Source organism: Pseudohongiella sp., assembly GCF_011050365.1.
GTDB lineage: Bacteria > Pseudomonadota > Gammaproteobacteria > Pseudomonadales > Pseudohongiellaceae > Pseudohongiella.
The window spans coordinates 102930-119556 of record NZ_DRFV01000009.1; the positions used below are offsets into that span (position 1 = coordinate 102930).

Genomic DNA, 16627 nt, shown 5'->3' on the forward strand with positions numbered 1-16627 from the left:
GCCCGACACCGATAACAGGGAAAACTATGAGTCACCACAACACCATCACAGCTCTCAAAACCTGGCTTACCCAGCAAATTATCGGCCAGGAACGTCTGGTTGACCGCCTGCTGATAGCACTGCTGGCCGATGGCCATCTGCTGGTTGAGGGCGCGCCGGGTCTTGCCAAAACCAAGGCCATCAAAGACCTGTCGCGCGCTGTTGAAGGTGACTTCCATCGTATCCAGTTTACCCCCGACCTGCTGCCCAGCGACATCACCGGTACCGAGATTTATCGCCCCGAAGATGGTTCTTTCCGCTTTCAGCCCGGTCCGATTTTCCACAACCTGGTACTGGCAGACGAGATCAACCGGGCGCCAGCCAAAGTGCAGTCAGCCTTGCTGGAAGCCATGGCCGAGCACCAGGTGTCCGTGGGCCGTGAATCCTTCAAGCTGCCGCCGCTGTTTCTGGTGATGGCAACGCAGAACCCGATTGAGCAGGAGGGTACCTACCCCCTGCCCGAGGCGCAGCTTGACCGCTTCCTGATGCATGTCTCCATTGGCTACCCGTCAGTCGAAGCCGAACGCGAAATTCTGCAACTGGTGCGGGACGAGGCGCGCAACATTGCGCAGACCGCGCCGGCCGTCGTCAGTCAGGAAGACCTGTTTGCCGCCCGTCAGGAAATCCTGGCCATGCACATGGCACCGGCGGTCGAGGAATACATCATTCAGCTGATCATGGCGACCCGGAACCCGGCGGTTTACGGCGATGATCTGGCCGCCTGGATCGATTTCGGTGCCAGCCCGCGTGGCACCATCTCGCTGGATCGCTGCGCACGCGCCCATGCCTGGATTCAGGGCAAGGATTTTGTCAGCCCTGATGACGTGCAGGCGGTGATGTTTGATGTGCTGCGCCACCGCGTGCTGCTGAGTTTTGAAGCAGAGGCCAGTGGTGTCACTCCGGATAAGGTGCTGAGCACAATCCTGGAACGTGTGCCATCAGCCTGACCATTCATGCTGAATGGGCTGAACACGACGTCGCTGCAGCAGTCTTTGCTTCGTTTCGTCACATCAGCCGGATTCAGACGCGCTGGCTCTCCCGTACTTGGCAGATATCATGAAGCAGTTTTCCGAAGAGACACACTATGAGTAAGCAGGCCCGCACACTCCCGCACCAGGCGCTATACCAGGCCACCGGTGCCGTGATCAGCCTGCAGGACCTGCTGTTGCAACGCTACGCTGCCCGTACCATAGAATACGCGTCGCACAAGCGCTCGGTGGCCGGCATCTCCGGCCTGCACCTGTCCAAAATCCGTGGCCGCGGCATTGATTTCGAAGAGTTCCGCCCGTATCAGGCCGGCGATGACATCCGCACCATCGATTGGCGCGTCACCGCCCGTACCGGCAAACCGTTCACCAAGGTGTTCCGTGAAGAGCGCGAACGCCCGGTGCTGATTGCGGTCGACCAGTCCAGCTCAATGTTTTTCGGCAGCCACGTTGCCTTTAAATCGGTCGTGGCCGCCCAGGCCGCAGCGATCTTCTGCTGGCTGGCTATCGACAACGGCGATCGCGTCGGCGGCCTGGTGTACAGCGACGACAATTTTGCCCTCGTGCGCCCCAAGCGCAGTCGCCGCTCGGCGCTGCATCTGCTGAACCAGATCCAGCTCGCCAACGCCGACCTCGCCACCGGCAGGTCACCACAAACGCGGGCACAGGATGAGGAGATCGGTAGCCTGGCCACGGCACTGGGGCGCATCCGACGAATCACCAAGCCCGGCAGTACGCTTTACGTGATCAGTGATTTCAGTACCATTGATGAGGCCGGTTTCCAGTATCTTTATCAACTGTCGCGCCACAACAACGTGGTGTGCTGTTTCATTCACGATGAATTGGAAGAGAACCTGCCTGTACCCGGTTACTACAGTATTACCGACGGGCGTGACAAAGGCACATTGAATACCTTCAGCAAAAAAGCCCGAGACAACTACCGTGGCGTATTTCAGCAACGACTGGACGCTTTGCGCGCCGAGTTGACCAAACTGCAGATACCGCTGCTGACAATCAGAACCGATGAACCGGTCGTGGAACGTATACACCAATGGACTTCGCAGATGCTTTAAGTGACATGGCAGATATTCATCTGCCTGCAGAACCCGGATTCTGGCCGCTGGCACCGGGCTGGTGGGTGCTGGCCGCGCTGCTGCTGGCGCTGCTGGTTTATGGTGCCTACCGCTTGCAGCAGCGCCTGCAGCTGCACCGGCGCTACCGCAGTGCACTGCGCGAACTGGACAAATGCCTGGCCACGCTGCAGGCCAATGCCGGCACGGATGGCCCGGACATGGAGCAACGCCTGGTTTATGTCAACGAGGTCAACAGCGTGCTGCGCCGGGTCGCCCTGTCGCACTTTGAACATAACCGTGTGGCAGGCCTGAGTGGCCAGGACTGGGTGGCCTTTATCAAACAACATGATCGCGCCGGACGCCTGACCCCTGAGCTGGCCAGCGCACTGGCGGAAGGCCGCTTTGCGCCGCGTTGTGATGTGGATACCGGGGCTCTGCATGGCATGGCCCGCGATTGGATTAAAAACCTGTATATGGCTAAAATCAAACCTGACGCAACACCGGAAACTGCGCCAGAATCATCCCCCCGGACAAAACCAACGGCTGATCATCATGCTTGAGTTTTCCTGGCCCTGGGCATTGCTCGCCCTGCCCCTGCCCCTGCTGATCTATTTTCTGATCCCGCGCGCGCCACGCCAGGAAGCTGCGCTGCGCGTGCCGTTTTATCGCCGTCTGGTGCAATTGCATACCGATTCCTCGCGCAGCTTCAACAAAAACATACTGATTCTGCTGGGCTGTACCATTATCTGGTTACTGGTGGTGATTGCCGGCAGTCGGCCCCAGTGGGTGGGCGAGCCGATCGAGATTCCCACCACGGGCCGCGACATGATGCTGACGCTGGACCTGTCCGGCAGCATGGAAGCGCGTGACATGTTTCTTAACAACACCCAGTTATCGCGCTTTCAGGTGATGAAAGCGGTGATCAGTGACTTTGTTGAAAAACGTCAGGGCGACCGTCTGGGCATTGGCCTGTTTGCCGCCCACGCCTATGTCATGACCCCGATGACCCGGGATCTGGAAACGGTGGGACGCCTGGTCGAGGAACTGGAAATCGGCATGATTGATGAATCTGCCACTGCCATCGGCGATGCCATTGGCCTGAGCGTGAAACATTTACGGGAGCAACCTGACAACAACCGGGTGTTGATCCTGCTGACCGATGGCATCAACAACGCTGGCGAACTGACCCCGTCGCAGGCGGCCCAGCTGGCGCGTACCGAAGGCATCAAAATGCACATTGTGGGTGTCGCCTCCGATCAGTTTGCCCAGCGCTCCCTGTTCGGCAACCGCGCCGGCGCGCTGGTGTCGGAAATCGACGATGAGGCCATGAGCGCCGCCGCCAACATGACCGGGGGTGAATACTTTCGCGCCCGCACCCTGGAAGACATGATACAGATCTATGATGATCTGGACGCCATGGAACCTATCGAGCAGGATGACCAGACCTATCGCCCGATCACGCAGCTGTTTCACTGGCCGCTGGGCAGTGCCCTGCTGCTGAGCTTCCTGCTGGCACTGGCGTCAATGCCGGCCACCGCCCGTGTTGCGGCCAGCACTGAGACGCCCGCCCGACCGGGGACACCCTCATGACCGAATCGCTGACTCTGATACAGGCCCTGGGCCAGTTCCATTTTCTGCGCCCGCTATGGCTGCTGGCGCTGATACCGGCATTATTCTTTTTCAGCCGCCTGTGGCGACTGGACGCCCAGGGCAGCGCCTGGCACAAAGTCATTGACCAGAGCCTGTTGCCCTATCTGCTCAACGCCAACAAGAGCACCTCACAGCGTTTGCCACTGATCCTGCTGATCGCCGCCTGGACGATCTCGGTGCTGGCGCTGGCCGGCCCCACCTGGTCCAAGCAGACGCAGCCGGTGCAGGAGCGCCAGGAAGCCCTGGTGATCGTGCTGGATCTGAGCCTGGGCATGTTTGCCAATGACCAGGACCCCAACCGCATTACCGTGGCCCGGCGCAAAATCATGGATCTGCTCGATGCCCGGCGCGAGGGTCAGACCGGGCTCGTGGTATACGCCGGCGAAGCGCATCTGGTGACCCCGCTGACCGATGATTCGGTCACCATCAGAGCCATGATTCCGGCGCTCAGCCCCAACATCATGCCTGTCATTGGTAACAATCCGGCCGAAGCCATTGCCATGGCCAACAGCCTGATGGACGACGCCTCGGCGGTCAACGGCCGTATTCTGCTGATCACTTCCAACGTGCCGCGCGATCAGAATGCCGCGATTGAAGAAGTACTCAGCCACAATCGCTATCCGTTGCACATCATCGGCGTGGGCACACCACAGGGCGCTGCCATTCCGGTCAGCAATGGCGAATTCCTGCGCGACAACAGTGGCCAGATGGTGGTCAGCGTGATGGACCGCGGCAATCTGCAGGCGCTTGCTGGCAGCCTCAATGGCCGCTACAGCGACATCACCATCAATGCCTCCGACCTGGAAACAGTGCTGTCCGACAGCCTGCTACGCGGCGATGATGACAGTTATCTGGAGTCGGAAGAAGAAGTCGAACTGTGGCAGGATGCCGGCCCCTGGCTGTTGATTCTGCTGCTGCCATTGTGCGCATTGTGTTTCCGTCGCGGCTGGGTCTTGCAGCTGGGCCTGAGCGCGGGTTTGACGCTGATGATGCTGCCCTCCCCGCCGGCGCAGGCGCAGGAGCCGTCAGGCCAGGATCCGCTGGAAGCCCAGCCCAATGCACCCACGCTGATCACTGAGGAAGACCTGCAGGAAATGGCCATCGGCCAGGGCCAGCCCGAGGCACCACCCGCCCCCAGACAGGGCTTTGATATCCGCAGTCTCTGGCTGAACCGGGATCAGCGCGGTGTCCACTATCTGGAAGAAGGCGACCCCTATACGGCTGCCACTCTGTTCGAAACCCCCGAGTGGCAAGGGGCTGCCACGTTCCGCGCCGGCGACTATCAGGCCGCGATCAATGCCTTCAGCCAGGGCGATGATATCGACTCCATCTACAACCTGGGCAACGCACTGGCATTTGCCGAACGTCTGGAGGAAGCCCTGGCCGCCTACGACCGTGTATTGGCGCAGGATCCGCAACACGCTGATGCGCTGAAAAACCGGCAGATCGTTGAGGACCTGCTGGAGGAACAGCAACAACAGGAGCAGGAGCAACAGGAACAGCAGGAGCAGGAAGAACAGCAACAGCAGGAATCGCAAAGCGAATCCGAAAGTGATGACAGCGAGCAGGACCAGCAGCAACAGGAACAGGAAGAGCAGCAACAGCAGGAACAGTCGCAGGAGCAGCAGGACGAACAGCAGCAGGAAAGTGAATCCGAGAATGCGGACCAGGGCCAGCAGCGCAGCGATGCCCAGGTCGAGCAGGAAGAGGACCAGGAGTCACTGGAACAGTTCCTGCGCCGTATCGAAGACGATCCGGGCGAGCTGCTGCAGCGAAAATTCCAGTTTGAGTCGCGCCGGCGTATGATAGAGCGCAGAACCAGCGGTCAGAACTCACAATGAACGGGGAATTATGAGACAGCACTTCAGAATTTCAGGATTGACGTTGTCGCTGACGCTGCTCGCCGTACTGACGCTTGCGTTGTTGACCGTAACTGACAGCGCACTGGCGCAGCAGCAAACGCGCGTTGAAACCGAGCTGGATCGCACCGAGCTTGCGCGTGGCGAAACCGTGACCTTGCGGGTGCGCGTGTACGGCCAGCAAGGTGGCGTCGCCATCGAGCTGGACCCGTTGCGCGAGCAATTTGAAATTGTCAGCACGCGTTCGGCCAGCCATCTGCGCTCGGTCAATAACCGCATCGAATCGTGGACCGATTACATGCTGGTCCTGTTCCCGCGCGAACTGGGCGAACAGCAGATTCCAGCCATCAGCGTTGCCGGCGAATTCACCGAACCCTACACCATCACTGTCACCGAACCCTCGGTCACCGGTCTGGCCAGCGGCCAGGATGTGCACATGGAAACCATCATCAGCAAAGACTCTGTCTACGTGCAGGAGCAGCTGCTGTTTACCATTCGTCTGTACTACACCATCGCTGGTATCCGGAATCCAAATTTCACTGAGGTTGCACCGGAGAATACCGTGGTGCAACTTCTCGGCCAGCCACATCAGTATGAGCAGCTCATTGATGGTCAACGCTACGGCGTGTATGAGATGAACTATGTGATCTTCCCGCAGCGCAGCGGCAACCTGGAGATTCCGGATATCGTCTTCCGCGGTGAACTGACTGACGGTTCCAGCAACTTTGTGTTCCGCAACCCCAATATGCGCCCGGTCACCGCCTTTGCGCCGGGTTACGACATTGATGTCAAGGGACGCCCGGACGCTTTTCCGGCCGACAACACCTGGCTGCCCGCCAGTGACATCCGGGTCGAAGAGCGCTGGAGTGATGACATTACCCGCCTGCAACCCGGACAGTCAGTGACCCGGACCCTGACCATCACTGCCAATGGTCTTGACGGCGCCGCGTTGCCGCCGCTGGGCCGGCCGGAAATTGACAAAATGAACGTGTATCCGGAGTCACCGGTGATTGAGCGCACCATCATAGACGGCAATGTCGTGGGTAGCCGCACCGAGACCTATGAACTGGTGGCGACCGACAACGGCTCCGTGGTGATACCGGAAATCAATCTGCCGTGGTGGGACGTTAACAGCGACAGCCTGCGCCGGGCAGTAGTGCCTGCCTCGTTTATCGTGGTAGAGGCACCAGGTGGCGCCGGCGCTGGCAGCGACAGCGAGACCGATATTGCCGGGGACGCCACGCCGGGCAACCTGCTGCAGCCGGACATTGCCGACGAGCTACTCAGCGGGCGTCAGACCCCTGCCTGGATACTCTATGGCCTGATCGCCGTACTTGGCCTGCTACTGATTGCCATGTGGTGGTATTGGCAACGGCGCCAGCGACCGGCGACTGACAAACCCGCCATCGTGCGCACACCGGTATACGAACGCGATATTGCCGATGGCCAGGAAAAACAGGCATTCAGACAACTTGAATCCAGCCTCGCAACAGCCGAACCATTGCAGATTCGTCAACACCTGATCGCCTGGGGGCGCCAGTACCACCGTGACGCCGGCCTGCACAACCTGGATGATCTGGCTGCCCGCTTTAACAATGCTGCACTCACTGACCTGTGCCAGGCCTTGCAGGCAGTGCTGTACAGCAGCGACAGTCAGCAGACATTCAGCAGCGGCGAACGCGAACAACTGACCAGCCTGCTAAAGGCAGAGCGCAGCGCGCACCTGAAAGACGATCAGCGTCTGCAGCAGGCACAGCAATTCGACCTGCCGCCGCTGTACCGGCAGTGACCAGCCTGACACATGAAGCAATTGCAATGACCCGTCTATAATGAGCAGCTCCCGTCCCGTTTACAGCACCGACAAAGGCAGGCTCTGCCCTGCCTGTCTCAATGCGCAAAGTGCCTGCAGCTGCAAAGCACAGGCGGCGGCAACGCCCGCCGGCGATGGCAATGTCAAAGTACGTCGGGAAACCAAAGGCAGAAAAGGCAAAGGCGTCAGCCTGATTGATGGGCTGGCGATGAATGCAGCAGAGCTGGACGCCCTGGCCAAACAGTTAAAAACCCGCTGTGGCAGCGGTGGCGCAGTGAAAAACGGTGTCATCGAAATACAGGGCGATCATCGCCCTGTCATTGTCGAATTCCTGAAAAGCAAAGGCATCACCGCCAAACTGGCTGGCGGCTGAGCCGTTTGTTGGCGGGCTGGCATAACGGCCTGTCAGGCTTCTTCGGCAGGTTCAGGGACCTTCCGCGCACGCTTCTTGGCGACATCGTTGCGCGCCTGTTCCAGCTCTCGCAGATACGTCGCGTCCACATCACCGGTGATGTATTTACCGTCGAATACGGCGCAGTCAAATTGCGTGATATTGGGGTTGCCTTCGTGCGACGCCGAGATCAGGTCTTCCAGGTCCTGAAAAATAAGCCAATCGGCACCTATCAGTGTTTCCACTTCTTTCTCGGTACGATTGTGGGCAATCAATTCCTCGGCTGCCGGCATATCAATGCCGTATACGTTGGGATAACGCACCGGCGGTGCAGCGGATGCAAAATACACCTTGCGCGCACCGGCATCACGAGCCATCTGAATAATCTGCCGACAGGTAGTGCCGCGCACAATCGAGTCATCCACCAGCAGCACATTCTTGCCGCGGAATTCCAGCTCGATGGCATTGAGTTTCTGCCGCACCGATTTACGGCGCTGACTTTGCCCGGGCATGATGAAGGTGCGGCCGATATAACGATTTTTTACGAAGCCTTCGCGGTATTTCACTCCCAGGCGGTTGGCCAGCTCCAGCGCGGACGTACGACTGGTATCGGGAATGGGAATGACCACATCGATATCGTGATCAGGCCGCAGCCGCTGTAATTTGTCAGCGAGTTTTTCGCCCATGCGCAGGCGTGCCTTGTACACGGAAATACCATCCATCAGTGAATCCGGACGCGCAAAATAGACGTGTTCGAAAATGCACGGGGTATACGGCGCCGGCTCTGCGCACAGCCGGGTATGCAGGTTGCCGTGCACATCGATATACACTGCTTCGCCGGGCGCCACATCACGCACCAGGGTAAAACCCTGTGAGTCCAGCGCGACGCTTTCCGATGCCAGCATGTATTCGCTATGACCGTCCCGTTCGCGCTTGCCGAAGACAAGAGGCCGGATGCCATTTTTATCGCGGAAACCGACAATGCCGTAACCGGTTATCATCACCAGCGCGACATAACCACCACGGCAGCGACGATGAACGCCTTCCACTGCAGCAAACACATCATCGGCGGTGGGCGCCATTTTGCCGACCTGCTGCAGTTCGTGGGCAAATACGTTGAGCAGCACCTCTGAGTCGGAATCCGTATTGATATGACGCAGGTCCTCAGAGAACAGCTCTTCACTGAGCTCGGCAGAGTTGGTCAGGTTGCCGTTGTGCGCCAGGCACAGACCGTATGGCGAATTCACATAGAACGGCTGCGCCAGCGCCGGACTGGAGCTGCCGGCGGTAGGATAGCGCACGTGGCCAATACCCATCTTGCCAGCCAGGCGTCGCATGTGACGGGTGCGGAACACATCCTTGACCAGCCCGTTGTCTTTGCGCAGGTTCAGAATGCCGTTGTCGTCCGTTGCGATACCTGCGGCATCCTGCCCACGATGCTGAAGCACCGTCAGGGTATCGTATAAACTCACTGCCACGTCAGATTGACCTACAACACCGACCAGACCACACATGCAAAATACTCCGTAAAGCGCGTCAACATTACGTTGCGCAAAAAATCAGACTTCTGTCGCAGGCTCGACAAAAAAGCCACTGCCCCAATCAATCACAATCTGGATGTAAGGCAACGTCTGCGCTTCCACCCACCAGGTTCGATCCGAGTAAAATTCGGCAGCAAAATACACCGCCACCGCCACAATCAATACACCTCGGGCGACACCAAACAGGGCGCCCAGCAAACGATCAGTCATCTGAAGACCGGCAATGCTGATCAATCGTGTCATAAAATGATTAATTAACGCGCCCAGCAGCAATGTAACAAAACACAGAATGGCAAAGGCCAGCACATAACGTGCGGTCTCGTTATCGGTAACACTGGTAAAAATCGGCGCCAGATGCGGGCTGTACAGACGGGCGACAACGATGGCGGCAATCCACGCCATCAGTGATAGTACTTCGCGCACAAAACCACGCCACAGACCAAAAATACTCGATAGCACTATCAACAGCACTATGCTGATATCCAGTAGGTTCATGCCGCACTCCCTCGTTGGTCATCGCCCGTTGGGGCACTAGCTGCTGGCATTGCCATTGGCAGGCGCGTCGCTGGCAATCTCAAAGCTCCTCGATTTCGTAACGCACGATCATGCCGTTCAGCGCAAACGCCTGCCGCAAGCTTTCCAGCAGTGCAGAGGCGGTGGTTCTGTCAACCACGGGGCCGACAAATACCGCGGTAAGCATGCCCTGACTGGATTCGATGCGGCGGGTGTAAGCGCGGTGCCCGGCGTCCTGCAATCGGGTCACCAGGTTGCTGGCATTGGTGGCATTGCCAAACGAACCCAGGCGCACGCTGAAGCCTTCCGGCAGTCCCTGGTTGTCCAGTGCTGGTGTAATTGTATTGGTGGCGGTGGCGGCAGTGTTGGCGGCCGGGGCCGGTTCGCTGGCAGGTGATGCTGGCGCCGGTGAGGAAGATTCTGTCACCGCTGGCGGTGCCTGCTCTGATGACTCCGCCACGAGCGGCGGTGCGTCATCTGCGTCCGGACTGGCAGAGGACTGCGCACCGGTATCCGGTACGTCGTTAAGGCGGATGGCATCGGTGTCTGCCGTGATCACCGGGCGTTGCGGATCGGTGCGGGCGGGCTCGGGCTGAATGGGACGGGACGGAATCTCGGTTTGCAGAACCGGCTGATAACTACCCTCTCCGTCAAAAATCAACGGCAGCAATATCAATGCAGCTACCGCCAGCACCAGCGTGCCAATCAATCTTTGCCGGGTGTTCTGATTCAAAGCGTATTTGCCTCTCTCAGTGTCTCTCGGTCCGATATGCTCGACATCGCATCAGACACTGTAATAAACGATCCAGTCACCACAATGATGTCGCCCTCCACGGCATCGCTGCACGCCGCGGCGAGTGCATCAGCCACCGTCACAAAAGGCGACAATGCTGCCATCCTACGCTTATCTGCGCCGAACTGAAGGAAACTTTCCGTTAGTGCCTGCGCCGGAAAACAACGCGGCAGATCGAAGTGCGCAATATACCAGAAGTCCGCCTGCTTTTCTAAGGCCTGATAAAATCCTTCATGATCTTTATCCGCCATCATCGCCAGCACCACCCGAACCGAGCCGATGCGGCCACACTGCAGCAATAATTGCTGGCGTTGTCGCTGGATTGCCGCCGCCAGTGACTGCCCTGCTTGGGGGTTGTGAGCCACGTCCATCACCATTGGCACCGGGACGCGTGGTGGCAGAAACCACTGTTGCCGACCTGGCAGCATCAGCGTCAACAGGATTGCAGGCAACTGAGACTGCAACCACTGTACCGATGGCACCAGGCCGGTCAGGCAGACTGCCTGCAAAGCCCCGGCAATATTGCCATGCGCCAGCGCCGCTGGTGGCAGGTCAGTCACTGTCCAGTGCTGCACGCGCCCGGGGTCAAGCGAATCACCCGGACGCCCCCGCCAATGCCACCTTTGGTCGACCAGCGATGGTGTGGCGATAAAATCCCGGCCGACGCGGTATAGCGGGCATGACTTTGCCGCTGCCGCCTCCAGCAAGGTATGAGGTGGATCGGATTCACTGCACACTACCGGTTTGCCGGGACGAAATATGCCGGCCTTTTCCAGCGCAATGCTCTCGCGCGAATCGCCCAGCCACTCCTGATGATCCAGCCCGATGCTGGTCACCACCGCGATATCGGCGTCCACGATATTGACCGCATCCAGCCGGCCGCCCAGACCCACTTCCAGCACCATGACATCGAGATTGGCGTGCTGGAAGATGAGCAAAGCGGCGAGCGTGCCGAACTCAAAGTAAGTCAGGGAAACCTCGCCGCGAGCCTGCTCGATGGCGACAAAAGCCTGCACGATGGCCGCGTCAGTCACCGGCTCGCCCTGAATACAGATGCGCTCGTTATAGTGCAGAAGATGGGGGGAGGTATAACGGCCAACGCGTTTGCCGGCGGCGCTCAGCACCGCGTCGATGACCGCTACATGACTGCCCTTGCCGTTGGTACCGGTCACCGTGATCACCAGCGGCCGCTTGTCTGCCGGCTTCAGGATCAACCCCAGTCGATCAGCAACAACCGCCAGACGCTCCAGCCCCATGTCGATTTCATTGGGGTGGAGTTGCTGAATGCGAGCCAGCCATCCGGTCAGATCCAGGCCAGGGTCGGCGGCTGCAGTCATGCTCAGGCTGCCGGCGGCAATTGCAGCAATTTACCAATCAGGCCGGAGATGGTATCGCGCATCTCTTTGCGGTGACAGATCATGTCGATGGCGCCATGTTCCAGCAGGAATTCGGCGCGCTGAAAGCCTTCCGGCAATTTCACCCGCACGGTCTGGCGAATGACATCCGGACCGGTGAAACCCACCAGTGCCCGCGGCTCTGCGATATTGATATCACCCAGCATGGCCAGACTCGCCGACACGCCGCCGTAAACCGGGTCGACCAGCACGGAAATAAACGGCAGACCGTGCTCACGCAGGCGCTCCAGTGCGGCCGAGGTTTTTGCCATCTGCATCAGGGAAATCAGTGCTTCCTGCATGCGCGCACCGCCACTGGTGGAGAAGCACACCAGAGGCAGACGCTGTTCGATGCAACTGTTGACTGCCTGCACAAATTTCTCGCCGACAACGGCGCCCATGGAGCCACCGATAAAACCAAACTCGAACGCCGCCACGATCATCTCGACCGACATCACCTGACCTTGCACCACGATCAGCGCATCACGTTCGCCGGTGCTTTTTTGTGCCGCAGACAGGCGGTCCTTGTACTTTTTCAGATCCCTGAATTTCAGAATATCAACGGGTTCGATATCCGTGAACAGTTCCTGCTGCCCTTCAGCATCGAGAAACAGTTCCAGGCGTCGCCGCGCGGTGATACGCATGTGGTGGTCGCACTTGGGGCACACTTCCTGGTTACGCTCCAGATCCGGCCGGTACAGCACCGCCTCGCAGCGCGGGCATTTCTTCCACAGGCCTTCAGGCACACTGGACTTCTGCTTGCCATTGCCTTCAGGGGTGGTACTGCTGTTTCGAATCGATGGGAGGATCTTGTTAATCCAGCTCATAATTGGGTCCTGTCCTGCTTAATCCTGTTGCTAACTATAACATTTCCGGCGTGTTTTTACCGGTTAGTGTGTCTGGTATCACTGATATTGGCCGGACTCAGGCTGATTCACTGTCCAATGCCTGTCGAATCGAGGCAATCAGCGCCGTACTGTCTGCGATCAGTCCGGCATCACGGGCTGCGGTTTCACTCAGCTCGCCAATCTTTTGCACCAGCGCACTGCCCACGATTACGCCGTCGCTGACCGCAGCCATGGCCAGCGCCGAAGCGGTATCCTTGATGCCGAAACCCACCATGATCGGCAGGTCAGTTGCGCTGCGCAGCCCGGCGACACGTTGCGCTATCTCACCGGTATCGCTGAGGGCGGCACCGGTGACACCTTTCAGCGACACATAATAGATGTAGCCCGAGCTGTGCTCGCAGATCGAAGCAATACGTTTGTCGGTGGTCGTTGGCGCTACCAGGAAAATCACATTCATGTCCCGCGGACGTGTCAACGCCAGCAGGCTCTCCGCCTCACTGACCGGCAGGTCAACCAACAGCAGACCGTCCACGCCCGCTTTCGCCGACTGCTCGACAAAAGCCTGGTAACCCATGGTTTCCACCGGATTGAGGTAGCCCATCAGCACTACCGGGGTGTTGTTGTCCTGCTCACGGAATTGGCGGACCACGGAAAATACCGTATCCAGCCCGGCGCCATTGCGCAGGGCGCGCTCAGCGCCCAACTGGATGATGGCACCGTCTGACGACGGGTCGCTAAAGGGCATGCCCAGCTCGATAATGTCGGCGCCATCCTGCACTAACTGGTGCATCAGGCTGACCGTGGTATCACCATCCGGGTCGCCAGCCACTATGTAGGGAATCAGGGCTTTGCGTCCCGCCGCCTTCGCGGCAGCTATACAAGAATCTATCCGGCTCATGTCTTTTCCTTTGGCGCCCTTTAGCGTCCTTTTAACGTCGTTCCCGTCCTGATATCAGGCCTTAGATGGTAATGCCATCAATGTCGGCGACAGTATGAATATCCTTGTCACCACGCCCGGACAGGTTCACCACAATGGTCTGCTCCGGTGACATGGTAGCGGCCAGTTTGCAGGCATAGGCAATCGCGTGAGCTGATTCCAGTGCCGGGATGATACCTTCCAGTCGGGTCAGGGCACGGAATGCATCCAGCGCTTCAGTATCGGTCACCGAGACGTAGTTGACGCGCTTGATGTCTTTCAGCCAGGAGTGCTCGGGACCGACACCGGGATAATCCAGACCGGCAGAAACCGAGTGGGTTTCCACGATCTGGCCGCGTTCGTCGCTCATCACGTAGGTGCGGTTGCCGTGCAGCACACCGGGCTTGCCGGCAGACAGTGGCGCCGCGTGGCGACCGGTCTCAACCCCGTCACCGCCCGCTTCCACGCCATACATGGCAACCTCTGAATCCCGCAGGAACGGATGGAACAGGCCTATGGCGTTGGAGCCACCGCCGACACAGGCCACCAGGGCATCAGGCAACTTGCCGTATTCTTCCAGTGATTGCGCGCGCGCCTCACGGCCAATGATGGCCTGGAAATCACGCACCAGCATTGGATACGGGTGCGGCCCGGCCACAGTGCCGATGATGTAGTAGGTCGAATCGACATTGGTGGCCCAGTCGCGCAGCGCTTCATTAAGAGCATCCTTGAGCGTGCGCGAGCCGGAAGTCACCGGTATCACATTGGCGCCCAGCAGCTTCATGCGGTACACGTTGGCAGCCTGACGCTGGACGTCCTCGGCCCCCATGTAAACATGACACTCCAGCCCCAGACGCGCAGCGACTGTGGCACTGGCAACACCGTGCTGACCGGCACCGGTTTCGGCAATGATGCGTGGTTTACCCATGAACTTGGCCAACAGAGCCTGTCCAATGGTGTTGTTGATTTTGTGCGCGCCAGTGTGATTCAGGTCTTCGCGCTTGAGAATGATCTTCGCACCACCGTATTTCGCGGTCAGGCGCTCAGCCAGATACAGCGGCGACGGCCGGCCGACATAGTGCTTCATGTCGTGGTCGTACTCTTGCCAGAATTTGGGGTCCTGTGACAGTTTGCGATACACCTGATCCAGCTCTTCTACCGCAGCCATCAGGGTTTCGCCGACAAATACCCCGCCGTAGCGACCAAAATGGCCAGCTAGGTCGGGACCGCTGAACAGATCCTGTTCGGGTGTTGCTACTGTCTCAGATACGGACACGATTTACCTCGTTGAAAAATGCCTGTAAACGTTGCGGGTCTTTGATACCCGGCTCTTTTTCCACACCACTGCTCAGATCCAGCGCCCAGGGGTGCACTTCTTTGATGGCGCGCGCTGCGTTGTCCTGCGTCAGACCACCGGCCAGTACGATCGGCAGCGGGCTGCGATCGACACAGTGGCGAGCCACCGTCCAGTCGAATCTTTTACCGGTGCCCCCGGCCTGCTCCGGATCATAGGAGTCAAGCAGGATGGCTGACGCCTGCCGGTGAGCCTTCATGGCAACCATCGGATCAGTGCCCGAGCGCACACGAACAGCCTTCATGTAAGGCATGGCAAATGACTGACAAAAATCCGGTTCTTCTTCGCCGTGAAACTGCAGGCAATCTAGGCGCAGGCAGGCAAGCACATCATCCACCTGTTTACGCTCCGGATTGACAAACAGACCGACCAGGCTGACAAAGGCGGGCACGGCTGCGCGAATGGCCTGCGCCTGTTGCAGGTCGACCCCACGGGGGCTGCCGGCATAAAACACCAGACCCAGCGCATCGGCGCCAAGCTGGGACGCCAGACGGGCATCCTCGGGCCGGGTTATACCGCAGATTTTCACACGCGTACGTCTTTGCACCGGATCTCCTTCACCAGTCAGGCAAACGCTACTATCAATTTCAAGGCGTAGGATTTTATCAGAGTTCATCGTCGACTGCTTAACCAAAGCACGACCAATGCGGGTCTGGCGCCTATAAAAAACAGGGGCCCAATGGCAACACCGGCAAACCGAAGCGTTCGGGGTATCCAACATTGACCAGGTACAATCCATCGGGCCTGGCCGTCACTGCATTCTGAGTGCGATCCCGGGTCGCCAATACCTGTCTGACCCAGTCAGACGGCTGGCGACCGGCGCCCACTTCCAGCAAGGCGCCGGCAATATTGCGCACCATGTGCAGCAGAAAGGCGTTGGCTTCGACCTCCAGAACGATAAAGCGGCGCTGACGGGTGACGCTGATTTCATTGATGCAGCGCATCGGCGTGCGCGACTGGCAGCCGGCGGCGCGAAAGGCACTGAAGTCATTCTCCCCCAGCAAGTGCTGGCCGGCCTCGTGCATCGCGGCCACGTTCAATTCATCCTTGACGTGCGTCAGTTGTTGAATGAGGGCCGTGGGTTTGATGGCACCGGTGTAAATGACATAACGGTAGCGACGGCTGAGTGCGGAGTGGCGGGCATGAAAGTCATCAGTCACCACACGTGCCCACTGCACCCTGACCTGGGGCGGCAGATGACTGTTGGTGCCACGAATCCAGGCCTTCTCGCCGCGATCGACGCCTGATTCGAAATGTACGACCTGGCCGCTACCATGTACGCCGGCATCGGTGCGGCCGGCACAGTTAACGGTAATGCTCTGGTCGGCGACATGTGACAACGCCTTTTCCAGTGCCGCCTGCACAGTGGCGATAGCCGGCGCGGACTGGCGTTGCCAGCCATGGAAGGCGGCGCCGTTGTATTCGACGCCCAGAGCAATTCGGGTGGTTGCAGTCATGAT

Annotated in this window: 16 protein-coding genes; 7 read left to right on the forward strand and 9 right to left on the reverse strand. The window is 58.9% G+C overall.

Annotated features, from left to right (window positions below; all coding sequences use genetic code 11):
• Positions 1 to 26: 26 nt before the first annotated feature.
• From ENH71_RS08200 to ENH71_RS08230, 7 genes are all read left to right on the forward strand, one after another.
• A complete protein-coding gene (locus tag ENH71_RS08200; protein WP_294132334.1) occupies positions 27 to 986 on the forward strand; it encodes an AAA family ATPase in 960 nt (319 codons plus the stop codon).
• A gap of 137 nt (positions 987 to 1123) precedes the next feature.
• Positions 1124 to 2098, forward strand: a complete 975-nt coding sequence (locus tag ENH71_RS08205) for a DUF58 domain-containing protein (protein ID WP_294132336.1) — start codon at positions 1124 to 1126, stop codon at positions 2096 to 2098.
• Complete coding sequence (locus ENH71_RS08210) at positions 2077 to 2658, forward strand: DUF4381 domain-containing protein (RefSeq protein WP_294132338.1); 582 nt, start codon at positions 2077 to 2079, stop codon at positions 2656 to 2658. Before ENH71_RS08205 ends, ENH71_RS08210 begins: the two co-directional genes overlap by 22 nt.
• Positions 2651 to 3688 carry a VWA domain-containing protein gene (locus ENH71_RS08215; protein WP_294132341.1) on the forward strand — a complete coding sequence of 346 codons (1038 nt, stop codon included), beginning with the start codon at positions 2651 to 2653 and terminating at the stop codon, positions 3686 to 3688. Before ENH71_RS08210 ends, ENH71_RS08215 begins: the two co-directional genes overlap by 8 nt.
• Positions 3685 to 5589, forward strand: a complete 1905-nt coding sequence (locus ENH71_RS08220; RefSeq protein WP_294132344.1) for a VWA domain-containing protein — start codon at positions 3685 to 3687, stop codon at positions 5587 to 5589. The genes ENH71_RS08215 and ENH71_RS08220 overlap by 4 nt, the downstream gene beginning before the upstream one ends.
• A 10-nt stretch (positions 5590 to 5599) precedes the next feature.
• The gene (locus ENH71_RS08225) at positions 5600 to 7396 is read left to right on the forward strand and encodes a BatD family protein (RefSeq protein WP_294132346.1); all 1797 of its coding nucleotides are present in this window, start codon (positions 5600 to 5602) and stop codon (positions 7394 to 7396) included.
• 40 nt (positions 7397 to 7436) lie between these two features.
• Positions 7437 to 7790 carry a translation initiation factor Sui1 gene (locus tag ENH71_RS08230; RefSeq protein ID WP_294132349.1) on the forward strand — a complete coding sequence of 118 codons (354 nt, stop codon included), beginning with the start codon at positions 7437 to 7439 and terminating at the stop codon, positions 7788 to 7790.
• Positions 7791 to 7822: 32 nt separating this feature from the next.
• On the opposite strand, the gene purF is transcribed toward ENH71_RS08230, so the two are convergent.
• The 9 genes from purF to truA form a co-directional block, all read right to left on the reverse strand.
• A complete protein-coding gene (gene purF / locus ENH71_RS08235) occupies positions 7823 to 9322 on the reverse strand; it encodes an amidophosphoribosyltransferase (protein WP_294132351.1) in 1500 nt (499 codons plus the stop codon).
• 45 nt (positions 9323 to 9367) lie between these two features.
• The gene (locus tag ENH71_RS08240) at positions 9368 to 9844 is read right to left on the reverse strand and encodes a CvpA family protein (RefSeq protein ID WP_294132354.1); all 477 of its coding nucleotides are present in this window, start codon (positions 9842 to 9844) and stop codon (positions 9368 to 9370) included.
• A 79-nt stretch (positions 9845 to 9923) separates the two neighbouring features.
• On the reverse strand, positions 9924 to 10595 hold the full coding sequence (locus tag ENH71_RS08245) for an SPOR domain-containing protein (protein ID WP_294132357.1): 672 nt from the start codon (positions 10593 to 10595) through the stop codon (positions 9924 to 9926).
• A complete protein-coding gene (folC, locus tag ENH71_RS08250) occupies positions 10592 to 11992 on the reverse strand; it encodes a bifunctional tetrahydrofolate synthase/dihydrofolate synthase (protein ID WP_294132371.1) in 1401 nt (466 codons plus the stop codon). The genes ENH71_RS08245 and folC overlap by 4 nt, the downstream gene beginning before the upstream one ends.
• A 2-nt stretch (positions 11993 to 11994) precedes the next feature.
• The gene (gene accD, locus ENH71_RS08255; protein ID WP_294132408.1) at positions 11995 to 12879 is read right to left on the reverse strand and encodes an acetyl-CoA carboxylase, carboxyltransferase subunit beta; all 885 of its coding nucleotides are present in this window, start codon (positions 12877 to 12879) and stop codon (positions 11995 to 11997) included.
• 94 nt (positions 12880 to 12973) lie between these two features.
• Positions 12974 to 13795, reverse strand: a complete 822-nt coding sequence (gene trpA / locus ENH71_RS08260) for a tryptophan synthase subunit alpha (protein WP_294132372.1) — start codon at positions 13793 to 13795, stop codon at positions 12974 to 12976.
• Between the two features lie 61 nt (positions 13796 to 13856).
• Entirely contained in the window at positions 13857 to 15089 is a 1233-nt protein-coding gene (gene trpB / locus ENH71_RS08265) for a tryptophan synthase subunit beta (protein ID WP_294132373.1), read from the reverse strand.
• Entirely contained in the window at positions 15076 to 15714 is a 639-nt protein-coding gene (locus tag ENH71_RS08270; protein ID WP_294132375.1) for a phosphoribosylanthranilate isomerase, read from the reverse strand. Before ENH71_RS08270 ends, trpB begins: the two co-directional genes overlap by 14 nt.
• 112 nt (positions 15715 to 15826) lie before the next feature.
• Complete coding sequence (gene truA, locus ENH71_RS08275; RefSeq protein ID WP_294132378.1) at positions 15827 to 16624, reverse strand: tRNA pseudouridine(38-40) synthase TruA; 798 nt, start codon at positions 16622 to 16624, stop codon at positions 15827 to 15829.
• Between the last annotated feature and the right edge of the window lie 3 nt (positions 16625 to 16627).

Excerpts from the sequence above, each read along its gene's own strand:
- ENH71_RS08200 (WP_294132334.1), top strand. The coding sequence starts at position 27 with ATGAGTCACCACAACACCATCACAGCTCTCAAAACCTGGCTTACCCAG.
- ENH71_RS08205 (WP_294132336.1), top strand. The coding sequence starts at position 1,124 with ATGAGTAAGCAGGCCCGCACACTCCCGCACCAGGCGCTATACCAGGCC.
- ENH71_RS08210 (WP_294132338.1), top strand. The coding sequence starts at position 2,077 with ATGGACTTCGCAGATGCTTTAAGTGACATGGCAGATATTCATCTGCCT.
- ENH71_RS08215 (WP_294132341.1), top strand. The coding sequence starts at position 2,651 with ATGCTTGAGTTTTCCTGGCCCTGGGCATTGCTCGCCCTGCCCCTGCCC.
- ENH71_RS08220 (WP_294132344.1), top strand. The coding sequence starts at position 3,685 with ATGACCGAATCGCTGACTCTGATACAGGCCCTGGGCCAGTTCCATTTT.
- ENH71_RS08225 (WP_294132346.1), top strand. The coding sequence starts at position 5,600 with ATGAGACAGCACTTCAGAATTTCAGGATTGACGTTGTCGCTGACGCTG.
- ENH71_RS08230 (WP_294132349.1), top strand. The coding sequence starts at position 7,437 with ATGAGCAGCTCCCGTCCCGTTTACAGCACCGACAAAGGCAGGCTCTGC.
- purF (WP_294132351.1), bottom strand. The coding sequence starts at position 9,322 with ATGTGTGGTCTGGTCGGTGTTGTAGGTCAATCTGACGTGGCAGTGAGT.
- ENH71_RS08240 (WP_294132354.1), bottom strand. The coding sequence starts at position 9,844 with ATGAACCTACTGGATATCAGCATAGTGCTGTTGATAGTGCTATCGAGT.
- folC (WP_294132371.1), bottom strand. The coding sequence starts at position 11,992 with ATGACTGCAGCCGCCGACCCTGGCCTGGATCTGACCGGATGGCTGGCT.
- trpA (WP_294132372.1), bottom strand. The coding sequence starts at position 13,795 with ATGAGCCGGATAGATTCTTGTATAGCTGCCGCGAAGGCGGCGGGACGC.
- truA (WP_294132378.1), bottom strand. The coding sequence starts at position 16,624 with ATGACTGCAACCACCCGAATTGCTCTGGGCGTCGAATACAACGGCGCC.